This window comes from Streptomyces iconiensis (genome assembly GCF_028657195.3).
GTDB lineage: Bacteria > Actinomycetota > Actinomycetes > Streptomycetales > Streptomycetaceae > Streptomyces > Streptomyces iconiensis.
This window is the reverse complement of sequence record NZ_JANCPR020000002.1, coordinates 304,246-327,468: the sequence shown is the minus strand read 5'-3', so window position 1 is coordinate 327,468 and position 23,223 is coordinate 304,246. Positions and strand designations below refer to the sequence as shown.

General features: G+C 71.3%; 17 protein-coding genes. 8 read left to right on the top strand and 9 right to left on the bottom strand.

Annotated elements, in window-relative coordinates:
• Positions 1-122: 122 nt before the first annotated feature.
• Positions 123-4,877 (bottom strand): ATP-dependent helicase, encoded by a 4,755-nt coding sequence (locus NMN56_RS02970; protein ID WP_274043467.1) that lies wholly within the window; start codon positions 4,875-4,877, stop codon positions 123-125.
• A gap of 297 nt (positions 4,878-5,174) precedes the next feature.
• Here NMN56_RS02970 and NMN56_RS02965 point away from each other — a divergent pair, with 297 nt between their 5' ends.
• From NMN56_RS02965 to NMN56_RS02955, 3 genes are all read left to right on the top strand, one after another.
• Positions 5,175-6,026: an AraC family transcriptional regulator gene (locus tag NMN56_RS02965; protein WP_274043468.1), complete on the top strand. Its 852-nt coding sequence runs from the start codon at positions 5,175-5,177 to the stop codon at positions 6,024-6,026.
• A 196-nt stretch (positions 6,027-6,222) separates the two neighbouring features.
• On the top strand, positions 6,223-7,011 hold the full coding sequence (locus NMN56_RS02960; protein WP_274043695.1) for an AzlC family ABC transporter permease: 789 nt from the start codon (positions 6,223-6,225) through the stop codon (positions 7,009-7,011).
• Positions 7,008-7,316 (top strand): AzlD domain-containing protein, encoded by a 309-nt coding sequence (locus NMN56_RS02955; protein WP_274043469.1) that lies wholly within the window; start codon positions 7,008-7,010, stop codon positions 7,314-7,316. Before NMN56_RS02960 ends, NMN56_RS02955 begins: the two co-directional genes overlap by 4 nt.
• On the opposite strand, the gene NMN56_RS02950 is transcribed toward NMN56_RS02955, so the two are convergent.
• Entirely contained in the window at positions 7,285-8,676 is a 1,392-nt protein-coding gene (locus NMN56_RS02950; protein ID WP_274043470.1) for an MFS transporter, read from the bottom strand. The genes NMN56_RS02955 and NMN56_RS02950 overlap by 32 nt on opposite strands.
• Positions 8,673-10,112, bottom strand: coding sequence for an alkyl sulfatase dimerization domain-containing protein (locus NMN56_RS02945; RefSeq protein WP_274043471.1), 1,440 nt, complete (start codon positions 10,110-10,112; stop codon positions 8,673-8,675). The genes NMN56_RS02950 and NMN56_RS02945 overlap by 4 nt, the downstream gene beginning before the upstream one ends.
• Before the next feature lie 170 nt (positions 10,113-10,282).
• Between NMN56_RS02945 and NMN56_RS02940 the strand changes: the two genes are divergently transcribed.
• Positions 10,283-11,608, top strand: coding sequence for a PucR family transcriptional regulator (locus tag NMN56_RS02940; RefSeq protein ID WP_274043472.1), 1,326 nt, complete (start codon positions 10,283-10,285; stop codon positions 11,606-11,608).
• Here NMN56_RS02940 and NMN56_RS02935 read toward each other — a convergent pair.
• The gene (locus NMN56_RS02935) at positions 11,605-12,513 is read right to left on the bottom strand and encodes a hypothetical protein (RefSeq protein WP_274043473.1); all 909 of its coding nucleotides are present in this window, start codon (positions 12,511-12,513) and stop codon (positions 11,605-11,607) included. The two genes, NMN56_RS02940 and NMN56_RS02935, sit on opposite strands and share 4 nt — an antisense overlap.
• Positions 12,514-12,591: 78 nt before the next feature.
• Here NMN56_RS02935 and NMN56_RS02930 point away from each other — a divergent pair, with 78 nt between their 5' ends.
• From NMN56_RS02930 to recX, 4 genes are all read left to right on the top strand, one after another.
• A complete protein-coding gene (locus tag NMN56_RS02930; RefSeq protein WP_274043474.1) occupies positions 12,592-12,786 on the top strand; it encodes a DUF3046 domain-containing protein in 195 nt (64 codons plus the stop codon).
• Between the two features lie 496 nt (positions 12,787-13,282).
• A complete protein-coding gene (locus NMN56_RS02925; RefSeq protein WP_274043475.1) occupies positions 13,283-14,392 on the top strand; it encodes an AI-2E family transporter in 1,110 nt (369 codons plus the stop codon).
• Between the two features lie 252 nt (positions 14,393-14,644).
• Entirely contained in the window at positions 14,645-15,805 is a 1,161-nt protein-coding gene (recA, locus tag NMN56_RS02920; RefSeq protein ID WP_347178571.1) for a recombinase RecA, read from the top strand.
• A 3-nt stretch (positions 15,806-15,808) separates the two neighbouring features.
• Positions 15,809-16,528 (top strand): recombination regulator RecX, encoded by a 720-nt coding sequence (gene recX / locus NMN56_RS02915; RefSeq protein ID WP_274043476.1) that lies wholly within the window; start codon positions 15,809-15,811, stop codon positions 16,526-16,528.
• A 132-nt stretch (positions 16,529-16,660) separates the two neighbouring features.
• On the opposite strand, the gene NMN56_RS02910 is transcribed toward recX, so the two are convergent.
• The 5 genes from NMN56_RS02910 to NMN56_RS02890 form a co-directional block, all read right to left on the bottom strand.
• Positions 16,661-18,991: an FAD-dependent monooxygenase gene (locus NMN56_RS02910; protein ID WP_274043477.1), complete on the bottom strand. Its 2,331-nt coding sequence runs from the start codon at positions 18,989-18,991 to the stop codon at positions 16,661-16,663.
• 307 nt (positions 18,992-19,298) lie between these two features.
• Positions 19,299-20,177, bottom strand: coding sequence for an amino acid ABC transporter permease (locus NMN56_RS02905; protein ID WP_274043478.1), 879 nt, complete (start codon positions 20,175-20,177; stop codon positions 19,299-19,301).
• Positions 20,174-20,821, bottom strand: a complete 648-nt coding sequence (locus NMN56_RS02900) for an amino acid ABC transporter permease (RefSeq protein WP_274043479.1) — start codon at positions 20,819-20,821, stop codon at positions 20,174-20,176. The genes NMN56_RS02905 and NMN56_RS02900 overlap by 4 nt, the downstream gene beginning before the upstream one ends.
• Positions 20,822-20,955: 134 nt before the next feature.
• On the bottom strand, positions 20,956-21,867 hold the full coding sequence (locus NMN56_RS02895; RefSeq protein WP_274043480.1) for a glutamate ABC transporter substrate-binding protein: 912 nt from the start codon (positions 21,865-21,867) through the stop codon (positions 20,956-20,958).
• 87 nt (positions 21,868-21,954) lie between these two features.
• A complete protein-coding gene (locus tag NMN56_RS02890) occupies positions 21,955-22,740 on the bottom strand; it encodes an amino acid ABC transporter ATP-binding protein (RefSeq protein ID WP_274043481.1) in 786 nt (261 codons plus the stop codon).
• Positions 22,741-23,223 lie beyond the last annotated feature (483 nt).

Below are 23,223 nucleotides of genomic sequence, written 5' to 3'. Positions count from 1 at the left end.
CCCCGGGCTGCGCCGGCCCCGGCCCGCGTCGATCCCGGCACCGTCGCGGCCCCGGCACCGTCGCGGGACCGCGACGATCGGGGATCCGGGCCGGGAACATGTCGGGGTCCGGGCCGGGAGTGTCAGGTGGCCCGCAGGCGCAGACCGCGCGGTGTCGCGTGGAAACCGGCGGCCTCCAGGGCCGTACCGAGGTGGGAGGAGAGCGCCGAGGACCCGTTGACGCGTTCGACCGTGAGCGTGCCCAGGGCGCCCTGGCGGGTGGCCTGGGCGAGTGCCTCGACCGCAGCGGCGATACGGGCCGCGCCCTCCTCGCTGGCCTCCGGGGAGGGGCCCGTGTCCTCGGCCTCGGGGGCACTCGACGAGTCCGGGTCGTTCGTCCAGGCGAGCAGCGTCTTGCCGCCCCTCTCGACGTACAGCGTCAGTACGCCGTCGACCAGGACGACGAGGGAGCCCGCCTTCCGCCCCGGCTTGTGGGTGGCGCCTCCGGGCGGCGCGGGCCAGGGAAGTGCGGCGCCGTACGCGTTCGCGGGGTCGGCCGCCGCGAGGACGAGCGCGCGCGGCGCCGTTCTCCCCGCGCCCTCCTCGCGCTCGCGGGCCGTACTGGCCGCGCGGAGCCTGTCCACGGCGCCGTCCATGGCGAACTGTGCGGCGCCCAGCCCTTCGACGACGTAGCCGCGCCGGGCCTGGCCGCTCTCCTCGAAGACGGACAGCACGCGGTAGGCGGCCGAGAAACCGCCCTCCACGCCCTCGGCCGCGACGGCGCCCCGGGTGACGACGCCGTGCCGGTCCAGGAGCGTGCGTGCCAGGGCGTGCGCGCGGTGTGTGGGATCCGTCTCGGGGATGGGAAGGAGGGCCCAGCGGCCCGCCACGGTCGGTGGGGAGGAGGCCGCCGCACGCCCCGGCGCGCGCCGCGCCACGCCGCTGCCGGCGGAGACAGCCGCCGCCGTGAACGAGCCGTAACGCCCGCGCGGCGCCGCGCGTTTGGCGCGGTGCGCCGTGGAGCCCGCCGTACGTCCCGAACCGAGCAGGGCGCGCAGCGGCGCGAGCGTGTCCCCTGTGACACGGCCCGACCAGACGAGATCCCACAGCGCGTCGGAGAGCTGCGGATCGGTGGCGTCCGGATGCGCGGCGGCCCGCACCCGCTCGGCGATCTGCCGGAAGAACAGCCCGTAGCCGCCCTGGAGTGCCTCCAGCACCGCCTGGTGCAGCGGCGTCAGCTCCAGGGGATGCGGGGGCGGGAGCAGCAACGGCGCGGTGTCCGCCGGATACAGGGTGATCCAGCCGTCCTTGCCCGGCAGGCCCCCTGCGCCCGCCCACACGACCTCGCCGGAGGCGGTCAGCTCGTCCAGCATCGGTGCCGCGTAGTCCCGGACGCGGCCGGGCAGGACGAGCTTCTCCAGCGCGGAGGCCGGGACGGGCGCACCCTGCAACTGCTCGACGGTGCGCAGCAGTCCGTCGATGCCGCGCACGCTTCCCGTGCCCAGGTGCTGCCACTGCGGCAGGAAGGCGGCCAGTGCCGTCGGCGCCACGGGCTCCAGTTCGTGCCGCAGTGCGGCCAGCGAACGGCGGCGCAGACGGCGCAGCACGGTCGCGTCGCACCACTCCTGACCGACCCCGGAGGGATGGAACTCGCCCTGTACGAGCTTTCCGCTCGCCGCGAGCCGGTGCAGCGCGCCGTCCGCGACCGCGGTGCCGAGACCGAAGCGCGAGGCGGCGTCGGCGGAGACGAACGGCCCGTGCGTACGGGCATAGCGCGAGAGGAGGTCGCCGAGCGGATCGGCCACCGGTTCCGTGAACGCCTCCGGGACGCCGACCGGCAGCGCGGCGCCCAGGGCATCCCGCAGGCGGCCCGCGTCCTCGATCGCCGCCCAGTACTCCTCACCGGCGATGCGCACCCTGATGGCGCGGCGGGCGGCCTCCAGCTCTCCGGCCCAGTCCGGCTCGGCGCCCCGCTCCGCCAGCTCGGCCGAGGTGAGCGGGCCCAGCAGCCTGAGCAGGTCGGCGACGCCCTCGGCGTCCTTGACCCGCCGGTCCTCCGTCCGCCACTGAAGCTCGCGCTCCAGCTCGTGCAGCACGTCGGCGTCCAGCAGTTCACGCAGCTCGGCCTGGCCCAGCAGCTCGGACAGGAGCCGCGAGTCCAGTGAGAGCGCCGCAGCGCGGCGCTCGGCCAGCGGTGAGTCGCCCTCGTAGAGGTACTGCGCGACGTAGCCGAAGAGCAGCGAGCGTGCGAACGGAGAGGGCTCGGGTGTGGTGACCTCGACCATCCGGACGCGCCGGGACTCGATGTCGCCCATCAGCTCCGTGAGGCCCGGTACGTCGAAGACATCCTGGAGGCACTCCCGTACGGCCTCCAGGATGATCGGGAAGGAACCGAACTCGCTCGCCACCTGGAGCAGTTGGGAGGCGCGCTGACGCTGCTGCCAGAGCGGGGTGCGCTTGCCGGGGCTGCGGCGCGGCAGGAGGAGGGCGCGCGAGGCGCACTCGCGGAACCTGCCGGCGAAGAGCGCCGAGCCGCCGACCTGGTCGGTGACGATCTGTTCGATCTCGCCCTTGTCGAAGAGCACATCGGTCACGCCGAGCGGGGGCTGGTCCGGGTTCACCGCGAGGCCAGGGGCCTCCTGCGGCTCGTCCCCGAACATGTCAAGGCCCATCAACTCCGCGTCGGGCAGCCGCAGTACCAGGCCGTCGTCGGCGTGCATGACCTGCGCGTCCATGCCGTAGCGCTCCGTCAGCCTGGCGCCGATGGCGAGGGCCCAGGGGGCGTGCACCTGGGCGCCGAAGGGGGAGTGCACGACGATCCGCCAGTCGCCCAGCTCGTCCCGGAAGCGTTCGACGACGATCGTCCTGTCGTCCGGCACATGTCCTGCCGCCTCGCGCTGCTCGTTCAGATAGGCAAGAAGGTTGGAGATCGCCAGCTCGTCCATGCCGGAGGCGGCCAGCCGCCGGGTGGCGTCCTCCGGCGTGAGCGAGCCGATCTCCCGCAGGAAGGCACCCAGGGCGCGGCCCAGCTCCAGCGGTCTGCCGAGCTGGTCGCCCTTCCAGAAGGGGAGCCTGCCCGGCACGCCGGGAGCCGGGGTGACCAGCACTCTGTCCCGGGTGATGTCCTCGATCCGCCACGTGGTGGTGCCCAGCGTGAAGACATCGCCGACCCGCGACTCGTAGACCATCTCCTCGTCCAGTTCCCCGACCCGGCCGCCGCCCTTCTTCGGGTCGGCTCCCGCGAGGAAGACCCCGAACAGGCCGCGGTCCGGGATGGTGCCGCCCGAGGTGACCGCCAGCCGCTGCGCGCCCGGCCTGCCGGTGACCGTGTGTGCGACCCGGTCCCACACCAGCCGGGGGCGCAGTTCCGCGAAGGCGTCCGAGGGGTAGCGCCCGGCGAGCATGTCCAGCACTGAGATGTAGGCGGACTCGGGGAGCGCGGCGAAGGGCGCGGCGCGGCGCACCAGGGCAAGCAGTTCGTCCACGTCCCAGACGTCCACGGCGACCATGGCGACGATCTGCTGTGCCAGCACGTCGAGCGGGTTGGACGGGACGCGGAGCGCCTCGATCGCGCCCTGGCGCATCCGTTCGGTGACGACGGCTGACTGGACGAGGTCTCCCCGGTACTTCGGGAAGACCACACCTGCGGAGACGGCGCCGACCTGGTGGCCCGCGCGGCCCACGCGCTGCAGACCCGAGGCGACCGACGGGGGTGACTCCACCTGGATGACCAGATCGACCGCGCCCATGTCGATGCCCAGCTCCAGGCTGGAGGTGGCGACGACCGCGGGCAGACGCCCCGCCTTGAGGTCCTCCTCGACCAGGGAGCGCTGCTCCTTGGAGACCGAGCCGTGGTGCGCGCGGGCGATCAGCGCCGGGGCGCCGTTGACCGCCCCGGCGTTGCCCATCAGCTCGGCGGGGGAGTGGTCCTCGGGGAGGGGCTCCCCGGTCGCGCGCTCGTACGCGATCTCGTTCAGCCTGTTGCACAACCGCTCGGCCAGGCGGCGCGAGTTGGCGAAGACGATGGTCGAGCGGTGCTCCTGGATGAGGTCGGTGATGCGCTCCTCGACGGACGGCCAGATCGAGGGCTTTCCGCCGCCTCCGGGGCCGCCGCCAGCGCCGCCCGCCGCGTCCTGTGCGGGGGAGCCGCCCAGCTCTCCCATGTCCTCGACCGGCACGACGACCGACAGCGCGAACTCCTTGCCCGAGGGCGGCTGCACGATCTCCGCGTTCCGGCGCGGCGAGAGGAAGCGCGCCACCTCATCGACCGGGCGGACGGTCGCGGACAGGCCGATACGGCGTGCGGGGCGTTCCAGCAGGTGGTCGAGCCGCTCCAGGGACAGCGCGAGATGGGCGCCGCGCTTGGTGCCGGCCACCGCGTGCACCTCGTCGAGGATGACGGTCTCGACTCCGGACAGCGCGTCCCTGGCGCCGGAGGTGAGCATCAGGAAGAGGGACTCGGGAGTGGTGATCAGGATGTCCGGCGGTCGGCGCGCGATCGACCTGCGCTCGGTCGCGGGGGTGTCGCCCGAGCGGATGCCGACCCTGATGTCGGGCTCGGGCAGACCGAGCCGTAGGGACTCCTGCCGGATACCGGTGAGCGGGCTGCGGAGGTTGCGCTCCACGTCCACAGCGAGGGCCTTCAGCGGTGAGACGTACAGAACCCGGCAGCGCTTGAGCGGCTCGGCGGGCGGTGGTGTCGAGGCGAGGCTGTCGAGGGAGGCCAGGAAGGCGGCCAGGGTCTTGCCCGAGCCGGTCGGCGCCACCACCAGCGCGTCCGAGTCCCGGCTCAGCGCACGCCAGGCCCCCTCCTGTGCCGGAGTGGGCTCGCTGAAGGCACCCGTGAACCATGCACGGGTCGCCGGTGAGAAGGCGTCCAGCGCCGGGATCTGACCCATGCCCCCATCGTGCAGCACGGCACTGACAGTGGGCGGTGAGTGCGGCGGGACCTCGCCGTGGGCGGGGCGAGGCGGGGCGCGGCGGAGACAAGGCCGCCCTCGTGCAGCGCGGCACCGAGGTGGGCAGTGAGTGCCGCCTCGCCCCGCGGGGCCTCCGCGGGGCGAGGCGGGGCGGGGACAAGGCCGCGGCCGGGAGGGCAGGGCAGGCGGGGGTGGCAGCGGGACGGGACCGGCGGGTTGGGGTGGGAGCGGGTGGCCCGAGGGGCCGTGGGAGAGGGCAGAACGCAGAATGGGCGCATGGCGACAGGGGAGAGCGCGCGGTATTGGCAGTTTCCGGGGCTGCCGGGGGTGGACCTGCTGAGTGCCCGCTACATTCGCAAGACGTTCGCGCGGCACACGCATGAGACATACGTGATGGCCGCGATATCCGAGGGCGTGGAGGCGTTCCACCACGGCGGCGGCGTGCACTTCGCGGGCCCTGGCGCGCTGGCGCTGATCAACCCCGACACCATGCACACGGGGCACGCGGGAGCGCCCGGCGGCTGGCGTTACGCCGTGCTGTACCCCGATCCGCGGCTCGTCGCGGACATCGCAGCGGAGACCACCACCATCCGGGGCACACCGGGCTTTCCTCTGCCTGTGGTCCACGACCCCGTTTCGGCGCGCTACGTGCACGAGGTCCACCGCGCCGTCGACCAGGGGAACGCACTCGCCGCCGACAGCCTGATGCGGATCGCCGTCGCCAGGCTGCTGCGGCTCCACGGTGGCCCGCTCCCCGAACGGGCCATCAGGACGGCCGGGGCCGGTACCGCCCTGCGAGCACGCGTCCTCCTGGAGGAGCGGATGACCGATCCGCCCACCCTGGAGCAGCTCGCCTCCGAACTGGGCACAGGCCCCTTCGCGCTGCTGCGCGCCTACCGGGAGGTGTTCGGCATGCCGCCGCACGCCTGGCTGACCGATGCGCGCGTCCACAGGGCACGCTCCCTGCTCGACGCCGGTGTGCCGCCCGCCGAGGCCGCCACGGCCGTGGGCTTCACGGACCAGCCGCATCTGACCCGCCACTTCGGCCGTGTCATCGGCGTACCGCCGGGCGCCTACCAGCGTGGACGCGCAAGAACGTACAAGACGGGGTCAGGCACCGACTCCTAGCGTGACGCCCGTGCCACAGCGAAAACACCTCTTGAAGTCACCCGAAGTCCCGAAGGACATAGGCAGCCCGGACGAGGGCGCCACGGTTCACGACACCGGTGCCCCAGCTCACGACACTGGTGCCGCGTCTCGTGGCACTGGTGCCGCGCTCCACGACGACACCGCTACGGAAGGCGGCCGGGACGACCGCGCGGTCATACGGGACGCGCTCGGAGTCGGGATCGCCGTCGGGCTGTCGGGCTTCGCCTTCGGTGTGACCGCCGCAGGGGCGGGGATCAGCGTCGCGCAGGCATGCGCGCTCAGCCTTCTCGTGTTCACGGGAGCCTCGCAGTTCGCGCTCGTCAGCGCGCTGGCGGCGGGCGGCAACCCGCTCACGGCCGCAGCCGGCGCCTTCTTCCTCGGAGCGAGGAACGCCTTCTACGGGCTGCGCCTCTCGTCCCTGCTGCGCCTCCCGCCGGGGACGCGCCTGGCCGCGGCCCACTGGGTCATCGACGAGACGTCAGTCGTCGCCCTCGCCCAGCGCGGCCGGCATGCCGCCCGGCTCGGTTTCACCGTTACGGGAGCGACCCTGTTCGCACTGTGGAACCTCACCACGCTGCTCGGCGCCCTGGGAGCCGAGGCCCTGGGTGACACGGACGCGTGGGGCCTCGACGCGGCCGGTCCCGCCTGCTTCCTCGCGCTGCTCGCGCCCATGCTCCGTACCGGGCCGGAACGGGCCACGGCCGGTCTCGCTGTCCTCCTGGGCCTCGGCCTGCTGCCCGTGCTGCCCCCGGGCGTGCCCGTACTGGTGGCCGCGCTGGCCGCACCCGTCGTCCTACTGGTGCACAGCCGGGCGCTGCCGGGGAAGCCCGGCCGGGGGTACGGGGCGGACGGCGCCGGCGGCGTGGAGGGACCTGGCGGGCCGGACGGTGCGGGCGGCGCGGACGGTACCCGGAAGGCGAACGGTACGGAGAAGACGGAAGCGGACGAGGAGGACGCACGGTGAGTGTGTGGATCGCCATAGGAGTCACGGCGGTTGGCTGCTATCTCGTCAAGCTGCTCGGGCTGTCCGTGCCCGCGGGGCTGCTGGAGCGGCCACTGACCCAACGGCTGGCGGCGCTCGTCCCGGTCGCCCTGCTGGCCGCGCTGACGGCGCAGCAGACCTTCGGGGCCGATACGGCGCTCGTCCTGGACGCCCGGTTGGCGGGGGTGGGCGCCGCGGCGGTGGCCCTGCTGCTGCGTGCGCCCTTCCTCGTGGTCGTCGGCGCCGCCGTACTCGTCACGGCGGGGGCGCGGGCGCTGGGCGGCTAGTGGAGGCCCCTGCCCCGTGCGGGGACCGTTCACCAGGGGCCGCGCTGTCGGCGTCCCGGCCGGGCCGCAGGAACAGCGCGACCACGACACCGGAGACGGCCACGAGCGAGGCCATGAGGAGGTAGGCGTTCTCGTAGCCGGCCGCCGTGGAGGCGCTCGCGTCGACCACGTGGCCCATCGTCAGCGGCGCCAGCACTCCGGCCAGCGCGAAGACACCCGTCAGCGCTCCCAGGGTGACGCCCCGCTGGGACGCCGGAGTGATCCGGGAAACCGCTGTCGAGGCCACGGTCAGGACGATGTCGGTGAGCGCCATGGGTCCCAGCAGCAGCACGACCTTGAGCCACATCAGGTCAGTCAGCGCGAAGCCTGCGGTGGCCAAGGCGGCTACGGCCAGCACCAGACCGTTGTTGACGCCCTCGCTCCAGGCGGGTCGCCGCCGTCCGGCCCCCGAGGCGGCGCGCTTGGCGGCACGCTGCGAGAGCAGGCCGTGGGCGAGCATGGCAAGCCCTTTGGCGAGCGCAGCCGTCATGATGAGGGTGCTGGCGCCGCGCAGGCTCAGACCCCCGACGGCCTCCAAGTAGTCGGCCGACCACGTCAGTCCGGCCGACAGCGTCCAGTAGGCGGCGAAGGCGCCACAGGCGGCGGCGAGCCAGGTGCCCGAGAGCAGCAGCTGCCGGTACGGGACCGGAGCCGGGGCCGTGACCGGAGCGGTCGCGGCGCCGTCGGCCCCGGCCCCGCTCTGCTCCCCGGAGCCGCCTTCCGGGGTACGGGCCCCACCCGTGCGGTGTGCCAACGGCGGCGCGTACGGGCCCTCTCGACCGGTTCTCAGCCAGAGCGCCGCCCAGATCAGCCCGATGCATCCGACGGTCCCGAAGGCGGCACGCCAGCCCCACTGGTCGATCACGAAGCCGAGGGTGGGGGCCGCGATCGCGACGCCCGCCGCGGCACCGAACAGCAGGATGGACGTCGGGAGTGTGCGCTCGGCGCGGGGGAACCACCCGTGCAGATGATGGGTGGCAACCGGCGCTGCGGGTCCCTCGGCGGCGCCGAGGAGTACCCGGGTCACCAGGAGGGTGCCGAAACCCGCGGCGCCGAGCACCATGGGCAGCTGCGCGGCCGACCACAGCAGCGCCATCCCCAGCAGCAGCACCGGCGTACGGACGCGCCGCGTCAGCAGGGATCCGCCGAGCGCGGCGAGGCTGAAGAGCGCGAAGAACGCGGAGGACGCCGTTCCGAACTCGCTCCGTGTCAGCCCGAGCTCTTCCATGATCGGGTTCGCGGCGAGCCCCATCACCGTCTTGTCGGCGAAGTTCACCAGCATGAAGGCGAGCAGCGTCCATGTGGTGCCCCAGCGGGTCACCGCTCGCCCGCTCCCGCCCCGGACCCCGCCTCGCGGGGGTGGCCCGAGGCGCCCGGCCCGCTGTCGGCCTGGCCGTCGTCACCGACCAGGCCGACGCTGATGGCCCCGGCCGCGCGCCGTGCCCCCTCGGCGCCGCGCGTCAGCTCCGTGCCGACGTCGGTGCCCTCGACGACGGCTGCCGCTTCGGCCGCCGCCCAGGAGAAGACACCGCGCGCCATGGTCGAGCTTTCGGCCGCCGCCCGCGCGGTGTAGACATCGGCTCGCACCCGGGCGACACCGGTGTCCCCCGGTGCGGCGAGCGCGGCCGTCTCGGCCAGGTGGCACGCCAGGCGCAGTTCGCCGCGTGCGCACAGCCCTGCGGCCCGTTCGGCGAGCTTGTGGGCGCCGCCCGCCGCTTCGGACAGCTCCCGGGCGAGCGCCGCGTCGGGCGCCGGCTTGAGATGGGCCGGATTCTGGTCGTACCAGCCGCCCCAGAGGCGCCACAGGTTGCGCACCACGAACTCGGGCTCGTCATAGGCGGGATGGAGATACGGCTTGTCCAGAAGCCGCTCGGGGACGCGTACGGCGTGCAGAACCTCATCGAGTCGCCGCCCCTCGTTCATGAGGCTCCGTGTCTGCTCGCACAGGGTCTCCAGCAGCTCCGCGCTGTCGCCCAGTGCCTGCGTGATCCGGTCGGCGCCGACTATGGGTACTCCGTGACCGGGCAGCAGGACCTCGGCGCCGAGCTTCTCCATGGCGCGCAGCGCCCGCGCCCAGTCCTCCGGGTAGCGCTGCACCTTCTGGGGGTTCCCCGCGTTGGGTGCGTTCCAGATGAACAGGTCTCCTGTGCACAGGGTGCGCAGTTCGGGCACCCACACGTAGGTGGCGTCGTCGGTCTCGCCGCGCGCGTGGACGAGTTCGAAGGTCAGCTCGCCGTGCCGCACGGTGTGCGTGGCGCGGTAGGTGGTGTCCGGGTAGCGGTACTCAGTGGGCCAGTTCAGGCCCGGAACACCGAACTGCCGCCTGTTGATCCACGAGTTGTAGCCGGCGGTCGCCCGGTAGCGGTCGAACCTCCCGGGCAGCGCCTCGTGCGCGATCACCTCGGGCCGGGGCCTGCCCAGGCGGTCGGCCTCCTCGTCGAACGGCCCGACTCCGAAGACGTGGTCGACGTGCCCGTGGGTGAAGACGACCGTACGCACGGGCGCGGGCGAGAAGTCCCGTACGGCCGCGTGCAGGGTCTCGGCCGTACGGAAGTCGCCGGTGTCGACCAGCACCAGCCCGTCACCGGTGTCGAAGACCGCGACGTTCGCGAACGCCGGGAAGAACCCGGTGCGTTCGCCGACCGCTGTCAACCTCCGCGCGGTGAATGTGCCGCTGAGGTGGGCGAGAAGGGTGCTCTCGCCGCGCCACACGCGGTCCGCGTACGCGACGTAGTCGGTGGGGCTGTGCTCGGTCATACAGATGGCTCCTGATCTCCATGAGGCGGGACTCCTGGCGCCGCGCTCAGGGCACGGACGGCTTTGAGTGTCCGTCGCACCGCGGGGGCCGGGACATCCGCTCTCGTCACACCGCAGGGCTCTCCGTAATGTGACGCGTCACAAGCGCCTCACGCAGTCAGGGAGGAAGCGTGCACCTGTCCGACGAGGCAAGGGAGCTGGCACTGCGCTGCGAGCCGCAGGTCAACGCGCTCGCGCGGACCATGGCCAGGGACGCGTTCGAGGATCTGCCCGGCTACGCCTCTGTGCCCGGCGACATGAAGGACCTGGAGGTGGCCGCCACTGTCCGGCACGGGCTGCGGCTGTTCATGCGCCGTGTGCGCGACCCGCGCGGCAGGCACGGGGACAACGGGCTCTTCCGCGAACGCGCCGCGCAGCGCGCCGAGGAGGGCCTGCCCCTGCACCTCCTGTTGCGCACCCACTCGCGCGGCGTGCATGTGCTGTGGCAGACGCTGCGCGCGCAGACCAGGGCCGGTGAGGAAGCCGCGCTCGCCGAACTCACCGACCTGCTGCTGCGCGCGCACGAGCACACCGTCTCCGCCGTGGCCGAGACCTACATGGACGAGCGGACCGCTCTGGACGCCGAGAGGACCGAGCACCACAGGTCGCTGTTGAGAGCGGTCCTGGAGGACGCCGCCGGCGCGGAAAGGGGCAGCGCGGCCGAACTCGGCCTCGACGGGCCCTGCCTCGTCCTCGCGCTCTCCGTCCCGCTGAGCGGCGGCGAGGCGGCCGTCGCGGACCGCCGCGTCCTGCGCAGGCTCCAGACCGTGCTGGACCACGCCTTCGGCACCGAGGTGCCCGTCCTGTTCTCCCGCCCCCGCCCGCACGGTGAGGGACGGCCGGAGGGGAGCCCGGCCGCGGAAGCGCTCCCGCATGGTCTGGGCATGGGAAGGGCCGTCGTGCCCGGGGCGCCCGCGCCACCGGACGACCTCATGGAACGCCTGGGCCGCGCCGCCGGTGAGGGGATACGGGTCGCCGCTGCCAGGGCACCCGAGCCGGGAGCCGTCCCCGAGGCGGCGAGTACGGCGGGCGAGGTGCTCCGTGTGGCGCGTGCCTGTGGTCTGCCGCCCGGGCTGCACCGGATCGAGGACGTACTACTGGAGTACCAACTGTCGCGCCCGTCCGCGAGCAGCGAGCCGATCGCACGGCTCCTGGACCCTGCCGGCGACCGGCCGGAACTGATCGAGACGCTGCGCGCACACCTGGAGCAGGGACAGGTGCGCCGGGCCACCGCGCGTCTACTGGGTGTGCACCCGAATACGGTCGACAACAGGATGGCCAGGATCTCCGCCATGACGGGGCTCGATACCGGCACACCGCGCGGGGCGGCGCTCGCGACGGCGGCGCTGTTGCTGCGCGGCTCCGCGCACCCTGTGCACACTGCGCGCTCCGCGGGCTCTGCTCCCGAAGGCGGGCCCTGCTCCGGAAGGCTGGAGCAACCTGACCCGGAAGGCTAGAGGCGGTCGAAAGCCCGCAGGGTGAGCAGTGCTTCCAAGGTCACCAGGGGACGGCCCTCCAGCTCCGTGCCGGGGGCCCACCGGCGCCAGTTGATGTCCCAGCCACCGTCGTCGCGCTGCCGGCGCACCAGGTGGTCGAGGCCCCGCTCCGTCTCGTGGTCGGTGAACCAGCGCCGGGCCAGCGAATCCGGGGTGCGGGCGAAGTCCGTCACGTAGTGGTGTTCACCGGGCGCGTACCCGTCGGGCACAGGGAACTCCTCCTGGTGTTCCGGGTCCGTCACGACCAGACCCTGTTCGCGCACCAGCGTCCCCAGGCGGTCGGCGGTGACCTGCGCACGCGCTCTGTCGGGCACGCCGTCCAGGAAGGCGAGCGCCGCGATCACCTCGTAGGGGTGGGTCTTCTCCAGCGACTCGATGGTGGCCCAGCAGTAGTCCGTGGCACGGAAGAGCCAGGCATGCCACACGCTGTTGCGGTGCAGTGTGCCGACCACAGGGCCGGTCGCCAGCAGGTCGCTCGGCGGAGATTCCACGACGGGGATCCAGGGCGCGGCAGGGTAGCCGCGCAGCGACGGGTGCACGGCAGGCAGAGCGCCGTCGGAGGTGGAGACGGCCGTCAGGTAGCGGCCGATACGTTCCACCCGCTGCCCGGCGCACCGCCCGATGCCGTCCAGTACCCGCACGGCTGCGGCGGTGTGCAGCGGTTGGCTCACCGGACCCCGCAGATCCGGTTCCAGGGCGTGACCGTAGCCACCGTCGACGTTGCGATAGGCGTCCAGGGCCGTTTCCACGGTGCCGGGATCGCCGTCCAGGAAATGGTGCTCGAAGCGCCGCTGCTCCAGCACGCGTGCCGTCAGCCAGATGAAGTGTTCGGCACGGGAGAGAAGAGCCGATCCAGTAGGAGCCATTCCCCGACGGTAGAGCCACGGGGCGGCCCGGTCACTGCCGACGACAGGAGCCAACCCGCAGGGCGGGATACTGGACGCATGCGGTTGACGGTCTTCTGGCAGCGAATGGCGGATCACTTCGGTGAGGCTTACGCCGATTCCTTCGCGCGCGACTACGTGATGTCCGAACTCGGCGGACGGACGGTCCACGGCGCGCTCGAAGCGGGCTGGGAGGCCAAGGACGTGTGGCGTGCCGTCTGCGCTGCCATGGACGTGCCCGCCGACAAGAGGTGAGTCGTTTACCGGGCGCTCTGTCCGGTAGCGCGAAACTTGCCCGGTGGGTGCACCAGAGGACGGCGGTCAGGGCGACGAGCGGCGCGAGGGGCGGGCAGGAGACGCCGGCGACGACGGGAGCGAAGGGCCGGCCGACCACCACCACGGATCCCCTCAGGGGCGATCGCGCGGTCCTGCGCAGGGGCCGGCGCACGGTTCCCCCGGTGAGCGGGAACAGGGCGGACCAGGGGCGGGACACAGCGGGGAGCCGCACGGGCCTGCGAGGCGCAGCCCCGAGCCGGACGGACCCGAGCCGGATGGCGAGGCAACGGATGGCGAAGCGCCGGACGGCGAGGGCTCGGACGGCGAGGGCCCGGACGGCGAGTCGGACGGGCCCGAGAGGAACGGACCTGAGCCGCGCGGGGCGCAACCGCACGCCGAGGGGCCGCGTGCGACGGAGCCGCGCGGGTCTGAACCGTACGAGGCGGAGGCTGCGGCGCGGCTCGGTGGGCGCGGGATGCCCCGCTGGCTTCCCCGTGCGTTCGTGCTCGCACTGGTGCTGCTCGGCGGCTTCCAGATCCTCAGCTGGGCGTTCCATCAGACGCTGGGGCTGCTGCTGAACATCCTGGTCGCGTTCTTCCTCGCACTGGCCATGGAGCCGGCCGTCGATGGCCTGGCCTCGCGCGGGGTGCGGCGCGGGCTGGCCACCGGGCTCGTCTTCCTGGCCCTGCTGGTGGCTGCCGCCGGATTCTTCGCGGCGCTCGGCTCGGTCTTCGCCGACCAGATCACGCGGATCGTCGACAACTTGCCCTCGTATGTCGTCGATGTCGTCAAGTGGGTCAACACGACGTTCCACACCGACCTCGACGTCGACAAGCTCCAGTCGCGCTTCTTCCACTCGGACTGGGTGCGCGGCTATCTCCAAAGCGGCGCGCAGAACGTGTGGGGTATCTCGGCGACGCTGCTGGGAGGGATCTTCCAGCTTCTGACGGTCACTCTGTTCACCTTCTACTTCGCCGCCGAAGGGCCCAGGCTGCGCGTGGCGCTGTGCTCGGTACTGCCGCCCGCTCGCCAGACGGAGGTGCTGCGCGCGTGGGAGATCGCTGTGGCCAAGACCGGTGGCTACATCTACTCGCGGGTGCTGATGGCGCTGGTCTCCGGCATCGCCCACTACGTTTTCCTGCAGCTCCTCGGGGTGCCCTACGCGCCCGCGCTGGCGATCTGGATCGGGGTGATCTCGCAGTTCGTGCCGACCGTCGGCACCTACCTGGCCGGTGCGCTGCCGATGCTGATCGCGTTCACGGTCGATCCCTGGGCGGCGCTGTGGGTGCTGGCCTTCGTGATCGTCTACCAGCAGTTCGAGAACTATGTCCTGCAACCGCGTATCACCGCGAAGACAGTGGACATCCACCCCGCCGTCGCGTTCGGTTCGGTGATCGCGGGGACCTCGCTGATGGGGGTGGTGGGCGCGTTGATCGCGATCCCGGCGACGGCGACGCTCCAGGGATTCCTCGGCGCCTACGTGAAGCGGTACGACGTTCTGGACGAGCGAATCAGCACGGGAACAGCGGGTTCGCGCGATTCGCGCGTATCAGGTGATTCACGGCGTATGCGGGGTCCGCGTTAGAGACGTCGCGGTCGCTCCTGACTGTTGCGCGTTGCGGGTCCACCTCTGTGACCTGCTGTTTCAGGAGTTATCCACAGGAAACCAGGGTGACTTGACGCAAGAATCGAACATCGATTCTTATAGGTGTTCCGGCGAGGTTCGCCCGCTCAGGCCACGGCCGGGGGAGCGCGGGCCCGGACCGATTGTCAGTGGCAGGCGCTAGCGTCGGTTGACGTGAAGCGATCGACTCAAGCAAACAACCGGGTGGCACCCATGGCAGGAACCGACCGTGAGAAGGCGCTCGAAGCCGCTCTCGCGCAAATTGAACGGCAATTCGGCAAGGGCGCCGTGATGCGTATGGGCGATCGGCCGAACGAGCCGATCGAGATCATCCCCACCGGGTCGACCGCCCTCGACGTGGCTCTCGGCGTAGGTGGTCTCCCGCGCGGCAGGGTGGTGGAGATCTACGGCCCCGAGTCCTCCGGCAAGACGACCCTGACTCTGCACGCGGTGGCCAACGCCCAGAAGGCAGGCGGCACGGTCGCCTTCGTGGACGCAGAGCACGCCCTCGACCCCGAGTACGCCAAGCGGCTCGGAGTCGACACGGACGCACTGATCCTCTCCCAGCCGGACAACGGCGAGCAGGCCCTCGAAATCGTGGACATGCTCATCCGTTCCGGCGCCCTGGACCTCATCATCATCGACTCGGTCGCGGCACTTGTGCCCAGGGCCGAGATCGAGGGCGAGATGGGCGACTCCCATGTCGGCCTCCAGGCCCGGCTGATGAGCCAGGCCCTGCGGAAGATCGCCGGTGCGCTCAACCACTCCAAGACCACCGCGATCTTCATCAACCAGCTCCGCGAGAAGGTCGGCGTGATGTTCGGCTCTCCGGAGACCACCACCGGTGGCCGCGCGCTGAAGTTCTACGCCTCGGTGCGGCTCGACATCCGCCGCATCGAGACGTTGAAGGACGGCACCGAGGCCGTCGGCAACCGCACTCGCGTCAAGGTCGTCAAGAACAAGATCGCTCCGCCTTTCAAGCAGGCCGAGTTCGACATCCTCTACGGCATGGGGATCAGCCGCGAAGGCGGGCTGATCGACATGGGCGTGGAGAACGGCTTCATCCGCAAGTCCGGTGCCTGGTACACCTACGAGGGTGACCAGCTCGGTCAGGGCAAGGAGAACTCCCGCAACTTCCTGCGGGACAACCCCGATCTCGCCAATGAGATCGAGAAGAAGATCAAGGAGAAGCTGGGCATCGGCGTAAAGCCGGAGGAACCCGCTGCCGAGCCCGGTGCCGACGCGGCAGGAGGTCCTGAGGCCACGGACGGCACCGCCGACGGGGCGGACGACGCCGCCAAGACTGTTCCCGCACCGGCGGCCAAAACCACCAAGACGGCCAAGACGGCCAAGGCCGCAGCGACCAAGAGCTAGTCCGTGACGCGACGCAGCAACTGGCCGGAGCACTGGGAGAGTCCGGAGCCGTCGAACCCCTCGGGGGAGGACGGCGGCTTCCGGGCCGGCTCGGAGGACAGCGATGGCCCCGCTCCGATGAGGGCCGGGGCGGGGTCATCGCGGCGACGTGCGTCTCGCCGTACGCGGGGGGACGGCGAGGCGCCCGGCGGGGGAGGGCGCAAGGAGGAGGAGCCACGGGATCCGGCGGAGCGAGCGCGTGCGATCTGCCTGCGCCTGCTCACCGGCACCCCCCGTACGCGGCAGCAGCTCGCGGACGCGCTCCGCAAGCGGGAGATTCCGGAGGAGGTCGCCGAGGAAGTGCTCTCCCGCTTCGAGGATGTCGGGCTGATCGATGACACCGCCTTCGCCGACGCCTGGGTGGAGTCCCGGCACCACAGCAAGGGCCTCGCGCGCCGGGCACTCGCGCGTGAACTGCGCACCAAGGGCGTGGACTCGGCCGTGATCGACGAGGCCGTCGGGCAGCTCGACCCGGAACAGGAGGAGGAGACGGCGCGCGTGCTCGTGGAGCGCAAGCTGCGCTCCACCCGTTCCCTCGACCGGGACAAGAGGCTTCGCCGCCTGGCCGGAATGCTGGCCCGCAAGGGCTATTCGGAGGGACTTGCTCTGAGCGTCGTCCGCCGCGCGCTGGAGGAGGAGGGGGAGGACCCGGAGGTGCTGGAGCAGCACCTCCCTGGCATATAGCCGCGCACAGGGTCCAGCAAGCCGCACACGGCCCAGACTTCGGGACCACCCTGGCGGCCAGGACTCTGCAGGCCGAGGACTCCCACAGGCCAGGAAACCCGCAGGCCAGGCCAGGACTCCCGCAGGCTGGAACTAGGGTGCGCCCGTGTCTGTGCCCGTGTCGGCGCGGCCCGGGCCCTGGCCCGTGGTCGGTTCGGGGCGTTGGCCGAGGCTTCTGGGCCGGCGCTGTGGCGGGGAGCCGGTGCCGGGGGAGCCGGGTTCACCACGGACAGCGGAGGAGTCGGGGGAGTCGGGGTGCGGGGGCTCGGCCGCCCGGGCAAGCTCCGCGTCGGTGCCGCCTCGTACCGCGTCGGCGCATGCGCGCAGTTCGGTGGCACGCCCCGCCGGGAGTGCTGCCACCAGGTGACCATCGGCGCGGATGACCAGAACGGTGTGGGCGGCGGCACCCGGGTAGCTCTCTGTGACGAGCAGGGTGGCACGGACGGGCAAGTTGCGGACGGCGTTGGCCAGTTCGGGCATCATGCCGGCCGACAGCCAATGGCGGCTGTCCCATACGCCTGTCCCCGGCGCGACGAGCAGAACCACCAACTCGCCGCCTCCCCCTGTTGCCCGAGTCCCCACCCCGGCTCCGGCCCGCGCCTCAATACCGTCCCCCAGCCCAGGCCCAGCACGGGTCCCGGCCCCGACCTCGGCCCCAACTCCCACGTCGGCTCCAGCCCCAGCCCCAACCCCAACTCCGGCTCGGGTCTCATCTCTGGCCCCAGCGCCGGCCCCGCCTCCGGCGGCGGCTGCACCCTCGACGCCGGCCCCGCGCCCGGTGCCGGGCCCCGCGGCGGTGTCGGGCTCGTCTCCGCCGGCCGGGCCGACAACCGTGCCGCTCATGCCTCCTGGGCCGGCGGCAGCGGTTCCGCGTCCGCTGGCCCCGCTGCCCCCGTCGTAGCCCCTGCCCCCGTCGTAGCCCCTCCCTCCTTCGTAGCCCGGGCCTCCGCTCTCGATGGCGAGTCGGCCCACGCCTCCGGCCGCGCCTCCGCACAGCCAGTCACGGAGCTTCCCCCGCGCCCCGTTCAGAGCGGTCACCCGTACGTCGCGTACGGGGGCACCCGGGGCGGTGCTGACGGGGACGGTTGCCACGGTGCCCCGCGCCGGGGCCAAGGGGGTGCGTGCGTAGGTGGCGGGGGCGCCCAGCAGGCCGCGGCCCAGGTGTCCGTCCGTCAGCAGGCCCAGGTGGGAGCGGGCCCCGCCGCCGGTGAGCAGCGCGCGCAGGCCGCCGGCACGCCGTACGAGGGGGAGGGCCTGGTCGACGGCGCGCAGGCGGTTGGCGACGGCGGCGCGGCGTTCGGCCTCGTAGCTGTCCAGCAGCGTGCCCGCCGCGCGGTCGTGACCGTGGTGCCAGGCGAGGGCGAGCTTCCAGGCGAGGTTGGTCGCGTCGCGCAGCCCTTCGTCGACGGACTGGACGCCCAGCGCGCCCGTCAGATGGGCGGCGTCTCCCGCGAGGAAGACGCGGTCCACGCGCCAGTGCCGTGCGAGGCGTTGGTGTGAGGTATGGACGCCGGTGTCGACGAGTTCGTAGGGCCCGATGCCGATGTTGTCGTCGGCGGTGTGCGCACCGGCGCCGCTGCCGGCGGTACCCGCGGCTCTGCGGACGCTCTGCCTGGGTGTGGCCTGACCCCGGCTGTGCGCCTCCTGCCTGCGCGCGTCCTCGGCCCACGCGGCCAGCGTGTCGCGTACGCGCTCCAACATCTCCTCGGGTGTGACGAGTTCACCGCGCGGAGGCAGCAGCCAGTCCAGGCGCCACAGTCCGCCGGTCAGCGGGCGGGCCGTCACCTCGCCGGGCACACCGCCGGGGTCGCGGTGGAGCAGGGCGGCACCCTCGTTGCCCGGCACCCACGTGCCGTCGTCGCCGTAAGCGCCCTCCTGCCAGGGCAGCCGTACGCGCAGTGCGGCGACAGCGTGCCGTTCGACGGCCGTACGGCCGGGGAAGCGCACGCCCAGTTGCTTGCGGACCGTCGAGCGGGCGCCGTCGCAGCCGACGGCGTAGCTGCCGCGCCACCAGGTGCCGCCCGGACCGCGGGTGTGGGCGGTGACCCCGCGCGCGTCCTGCTCCAGGACGTCGACATGGCTGGCGGTGACGATCTGGGCGAGCGGCTGGGCCGCCAGGGCGGTGCGCAACGCCCGCTCCAGGGCGTGCTGTTCGATGTGGAGGGGCGCGTCGTCCGGTTCCAGGTCGACGCGTTCGACGAGTTGGCGGCGGCGCTGTGCGCTCCAGGAGCGCCAGCGCAGGCCCGGGAGCGCCTGTGGCAGGCACGCGGCGGTGTCGGGCCGCAGAACGCAGGTGCGCGCCGCGCGCGGGGTGGTGCTGCCGTCGGTCGCGTCGAGGACGACGGAGGGGACGGAGCTGCGGGCGAGAGCGAGCGAGAGAGTGAGACCGACAGGTCCCGCGCCCACGATGATCACCGGGTCCACAGCGGGGAGACCTCGCAGCCCTGATGGTGCTGACGGGGGCCGGGGTTCGCAGCTCCTGGAGCCTGGTGCACGATCACGATCGTATGCAACCTACTGCCTGTGCGGGCGTCAAGTGACGACCTGTCTGGGCGTCAGATGACGGCTCCGTCAGGCGTCAGGTAACAGCTTTCCGCCCGCGAGCAGGCGATGAGCAGCCCGAGGACCTGCCGGGGTCCGGCCGGTGACCCGCACGGGCGCCGCGTGACGACGGCGGCGGCCCCCTTCTCAAGGGGCCGCCGCCGTCAGCGCCGTTGTCCTGCGGGCGAGGTCACGCGTGAGCGGCCTCGGCCGGTGGTGTGGCCTTGGCCGGTGTGATGCCGGTCTTCGCACGGCGACCGCGCCGCTCGATCCAGTTGGCCAGGGCCGACAGGAGGAGACAGAGCAGGATGTAGATGCTGCCGATGACGATGACCGTAGGCACGTAGGGATAGTCGCCGTTCACGGTGGTGTTGGACGCGATCAGCCGTGCCGTCTGGAGCAGTTCGGGGAACAGGATGATGTACCCGAGCGAGGTGTCCTTGAGGGTCACCACGAGCTGGCTGATGATCGTCGGCATCATCGCCCGGATGGCCTGCGGCATCAGGATGGTGGCCATGACCTGCGTCTTGCGCATGCCGATCGCGTAGGCCGCCTCTCGCTGCCCCCTGGGCACCGAGTTGATCCCCGCACGCAGCACCTCGGCCTGGACGCACGCGTTGTAGATGCCGAGGCCGAGGACGAGCGCCCACATCGGCTTGATGCTGACGGAGAACGGCAGCAGCGAGTCCAGGATGCCGACCCACAGCGCGAAGATCGTGATCAGCAGCGGGATGGAGCGGAACAGCTCGATGAAGATGCCCGCCGCGCCCCGGACGAGCTTGTGGTCGGACAGTCGCCCGACACAGAGCACGACCGCGAACGCCAGGGAGAGCGCGGCGGCCATCGCGAACACCTTCAGCGTCGCGAAGAGGCCCTCGATGATGTTCTCGCGGATGCCCGAGTAGTTGAAGATGTCCCACTTCGCGCCCTCGAACTCGCCTTTGTCGTAGAGGCGGTAGAGGATCAGCGCCACGATGCCGGCGACCAGCAGCGAGCCGAGGACGGAGTAGATGACGTTCCGGGCGCGGGCTTTGGGCCCCGGTGCGTCGTAGAGCACGCTCGCGCTCATCGGGCGACCTCCATACGGCGCTCCAGCAGCCGGAAGAGGCCACTGATGGTGAAGGTGATGGCCAGGTACCCGAGCGTGATCCAGAGGAAGATCACGAGGATGTTGTAGCCCTCGTTGCTCAGCGTCTTCTGGATGTTGAACAGGTCGACGTTGTTGAAGGCGCCGGCGATGGCGGAGTTCTTCGTCAGTGCGATGAGGAAGCTGCTCAGCGGGGGAAGCGCGGCGCGTGTCGCCTGCGGCAGCACGATCATGCGCAGGATCTGCGTGAACGTCATGCCGATGCTGCGCGCCGCCTCGGCCTGTCCCATCGGCACGGTGTTGATGCCGGACCTGAGGGCCTCGGCGATGTAGGCCGAGGTGTACATCCCGAGGGCGACGACGGCCAGCAGGAAGGAGTTGATCCCCGGGAAGAGGATCTGCGGGACCACGAAGAAGGCCACCAGGAAGAGCAGCGTCAGCGGGGTGTTGCGCAGCAGTGTGACCCAGACCGTGCCGAACAGTCGCAGCGGTGGTACCGGCGAGACCCGGAACCCGGCGATGATCAGGCCGAGCACCAGGGCGAGCAGTGCACTGGTTGCTGTCAGCGACAGGGTTCCGACGAATCCTTCGCGGAACAGCTCCAGATTGTCGAGCAGTACGTCCATAGAGTGTCTCGTCTCCGCTGGCCGGAGTGCGGCGGTGTTGCGGGCAGGGGCATGAGCCCTGCCCGCGCTGACGGGCCGGCAGCACCGTCAGCGCGAGCAGGGATGGAGAAAAGGATCCGGAGAACTACAGGCGCTTACTTCTCCTCAAGGGCCGGCGGCTCCTGGAACTTGGAGCCCGACTTGCCAAGAGTGGCTTCGTACGCCTTCTTGTAGTCGCCGTTGTCCTGGTGCGCCTTGAGCGCGTCGGCGACGGCCTTCTGGAGCGCGTTGTCGCCCTTCTTCAGGCCGACGCCGTAGGGCTCGTCACTGAAGGTCTCGCCGACGACCTGGAGCTTCTTCGGGTTGTCGGCCGCGTAGCCCTTGAGGATCGCGTCGTCGGTGGTGACCGCGTCCACCTGGCCGTCGACGAGCTGCTTGACGCAGTCCGAGTACTTGGCCAGTTCGGTGACCTTGGCGCCGTACTTGGGCTCCTTGATCGTCTGGAGCGGGGTGGAGCCGACGATCGAGCAGACCTTCTTGCCCTTGACCGTGTCGGGCCCTGTGATCGCCTTCTCGTCCTTGCGGACCAGTAGCGACGCACCGGCGTGGTAGTACGGGCCGGCGAAATCGATCTGCTTCTTGCGCTCAGGGTTGATCGTGTAGGTACCGATCATCAGGTCCACGTCGCCCTTGCGGACGGCGGCCTCACGGGCTCCGGAGTCGACCGTTTCGAACTTGATGTCCTTGGCGGCGAAGCCGAGGTCGGCGGCGACCATCTTGGCGATCTCGATGTCGAAACCGGAGTACTTCTTGGTCGCCTGGTCCTGGAAGCCGAGGTAGGGCTGGTCGGCCTTGGCGCCGACGATCAACTTGCCGCGCTTCTGGGCCTTCTTCAGCACCGGCGAGCCGACATCGACGGACTTGGCGACGTCGTACTTCGGCAGGGACTTCTCGTCCGTCTTGCCGCCCTGCTTGTCACCCGCGGAGCCCTCCTTGCCGCCGCAGGCCGCGGTGGCGGCGAGTGCCAGGATCACAGCCGCCGAGGCGGCGGTCTTCTGGAGCTTCATAGTGAACATCCCTTGCTTGAACAGTCGTTGGCCCAGACAGTGGCTGTCGTCGGCGCCCTCGGTCGCGAGACGCGGCCAGAGGCGCGGTCAGTGGTGCAGGATCTTCGAGAGGAAGTCCTTCGCACGGTCGCTGCGCGGGTTGCTGAAGAACTGGTCCGGGGTCGCTTCCTCGACGATCCGGCCGTCGGCCATGAAGACCACACGGTTCGCGGCGGAGCGGGCGAACCCCATCTCGTGGGTGACCACGACCATGGTCATGCCGTCGCGTGCCAACTGCTGCATGACCTCAAGGACCTCGTTGATCATCTCGGGGTCGAGCGCCGAGGTCGGCTCGTCGAAGAGCATCACCTTCGGGTCCATCGCGAGCGCCCGCGCGATGGCGACGCGCTGCTGCTGACCGCCGGAGAGCTGTGCGGGGTACTTGTCGGCCTGGTTGCCGACGCCGACCCGGTCGAGCAGGGCGCGGGCCTTTGTCTCCGCCGCCTGCTTGTCCGTCTTACGGACCTTGACCTGGCCCAGGGTCACGTTCTCCAGCACCGTCTTGTGGGCGAAGAGGTTGAAGGACTGGAAGACCATGCCGACGTCGGCACGTAGCTTCGCCAGCTCCTTGCCCTCCTCGGGCAGCGGCTTGTCATCAATGGTGACGCGTCCGGAGTCCACCGTCTCCAGCCGGTTGATCGTGCGGCACAGCGTGGACTTCCCTGACCCCGAGGGACCAATGACGACGACGACCTCGCCGCGCGCGACGGTCAGTTCGATGTCCTGAAGGACATGCAGCGCACCGAAGTGCTTGTTGACGTTGTCCAGCACGACCAGTTTGTCGGTCGCCGGGCCTGGACCACCGGCGTCCTTGGTCACCGATACTTCGCTCATCGGCGTGTAGCTCCGTCCTCGTCGGTTGCGAGGACCCTAGTGAGCCGCTGCCATCAGCGTCATTACATCTGAGCGGAAATTGAGCATAACGATCTGGCCGCAACCGGGCACACTGGGTAAAGAGGACGGTAGCTCCCGGAATGCCTGCCCCGACTCTGAACGGTCGTTCCCGTGGAACCGCGCAGCCCCTGTAGGACCGCTGCCGGTTCCGCGGGACCCGGCACCCGTTCCCGTGCGTCCCGGGAAGCCGTTTCCGTACGGTCCGGCAGCCGTTCCGCGGTACGGGCGCGGCCGTTCTCGTGAGACAAGGCTGTACCGGCTCTATAACGGATGGCCATGCACGACAGGAAGCCCCTTGACTCACCCGCGCCCATCAGCGTGGATGCACTGTTGGATCCACGCCGGACGAAGGATTGGGCCCTCGCCGGGCGAAGGAGCTGACAGGACCCGACGAGGACGGGGAACCGGAGCGGAGAGGACCGC

Bases quoted from the DNA above. Each gene is read 5' to 3' on its own strand.
- NMN56_RS02970 (WP_274043467.1), bottom strand. From the start codon at position 4,877: ATGGGTCAGATCCCGGCGCTGGACGCCTTCTCACCGGCGACCCGTGCA.
- NMN56_RS02965 (WP_274043468.1), top strand. From the start codon at position 5,175: ATGGCGACAGGGGAGAGCGCGCGGTATTGGCAGTTTCCGGGGCTGCCG.
- NMN56_RS02945 (WP_274043471.1), bottom strand. From the start codon at position 10,112: ATGACCGAGCACAGCCCCACCGACTACGTCGCGTACGCGGACCGCGTG.
- NMN56_RS02935 (WP_274043473.1), bottom strand. From the start codon at position 12,513: ATGGCTCCTACTGGATCGGCTCTTCTCTCCCGTGCCGAACACTTCATC.
- NMN56_RS02930 (WP_274043474.1), top strand. From the start codon at position 12,592: ATGCGGTTGACGGTCTTCTGGCAGCGAATGGCGGATCACTTCGGTGAG.
- NMN56_RS02925 (WP_274043475.1), top strand. From the start codon at position 13,283: ATGCCCCGCTGGCTTCCCCGTGCGTTCGTGCTCGCACTGGTGCTGCTC.
- recA (WP_347178571.1), top strand. From the start codon at position 14,645: ATGGCAGGAACCGACCGTGAGAAGGCGCTCGAAGCCGCTCTCGCGCAA.
- NMN56_RS02905 (WP_274043478.1), bottom strand. From the start codon at position 20,177: ATGAGCGCGAGCGTGCTCTACGACGCACCGGGGCCCAAAGCCCGCGCC.
- NMN56_RS02900 (WP_274043479.1), bottom strand. From the start codon at position 20,821: ATGGACGTACTGCTCGACAATCTGGAGCTGTTCCGCGAAGGATTCGTC.
- NMN56_RS02895 (WP_274043480.1), bottom strand. From the start codon at position 21,867: ATGAAGCTCCAGAAGACCGCCGCCTCGGCGGCTGTGATCCTGGCACTC.
- NMN56_RS02890 (WP_274043481.1), bottom strand. From the start codon at position 22,740: ATGAGCGAAGTATCGGTGACCAAGGACGCCGGTGGTCCAGGCCCGGCG.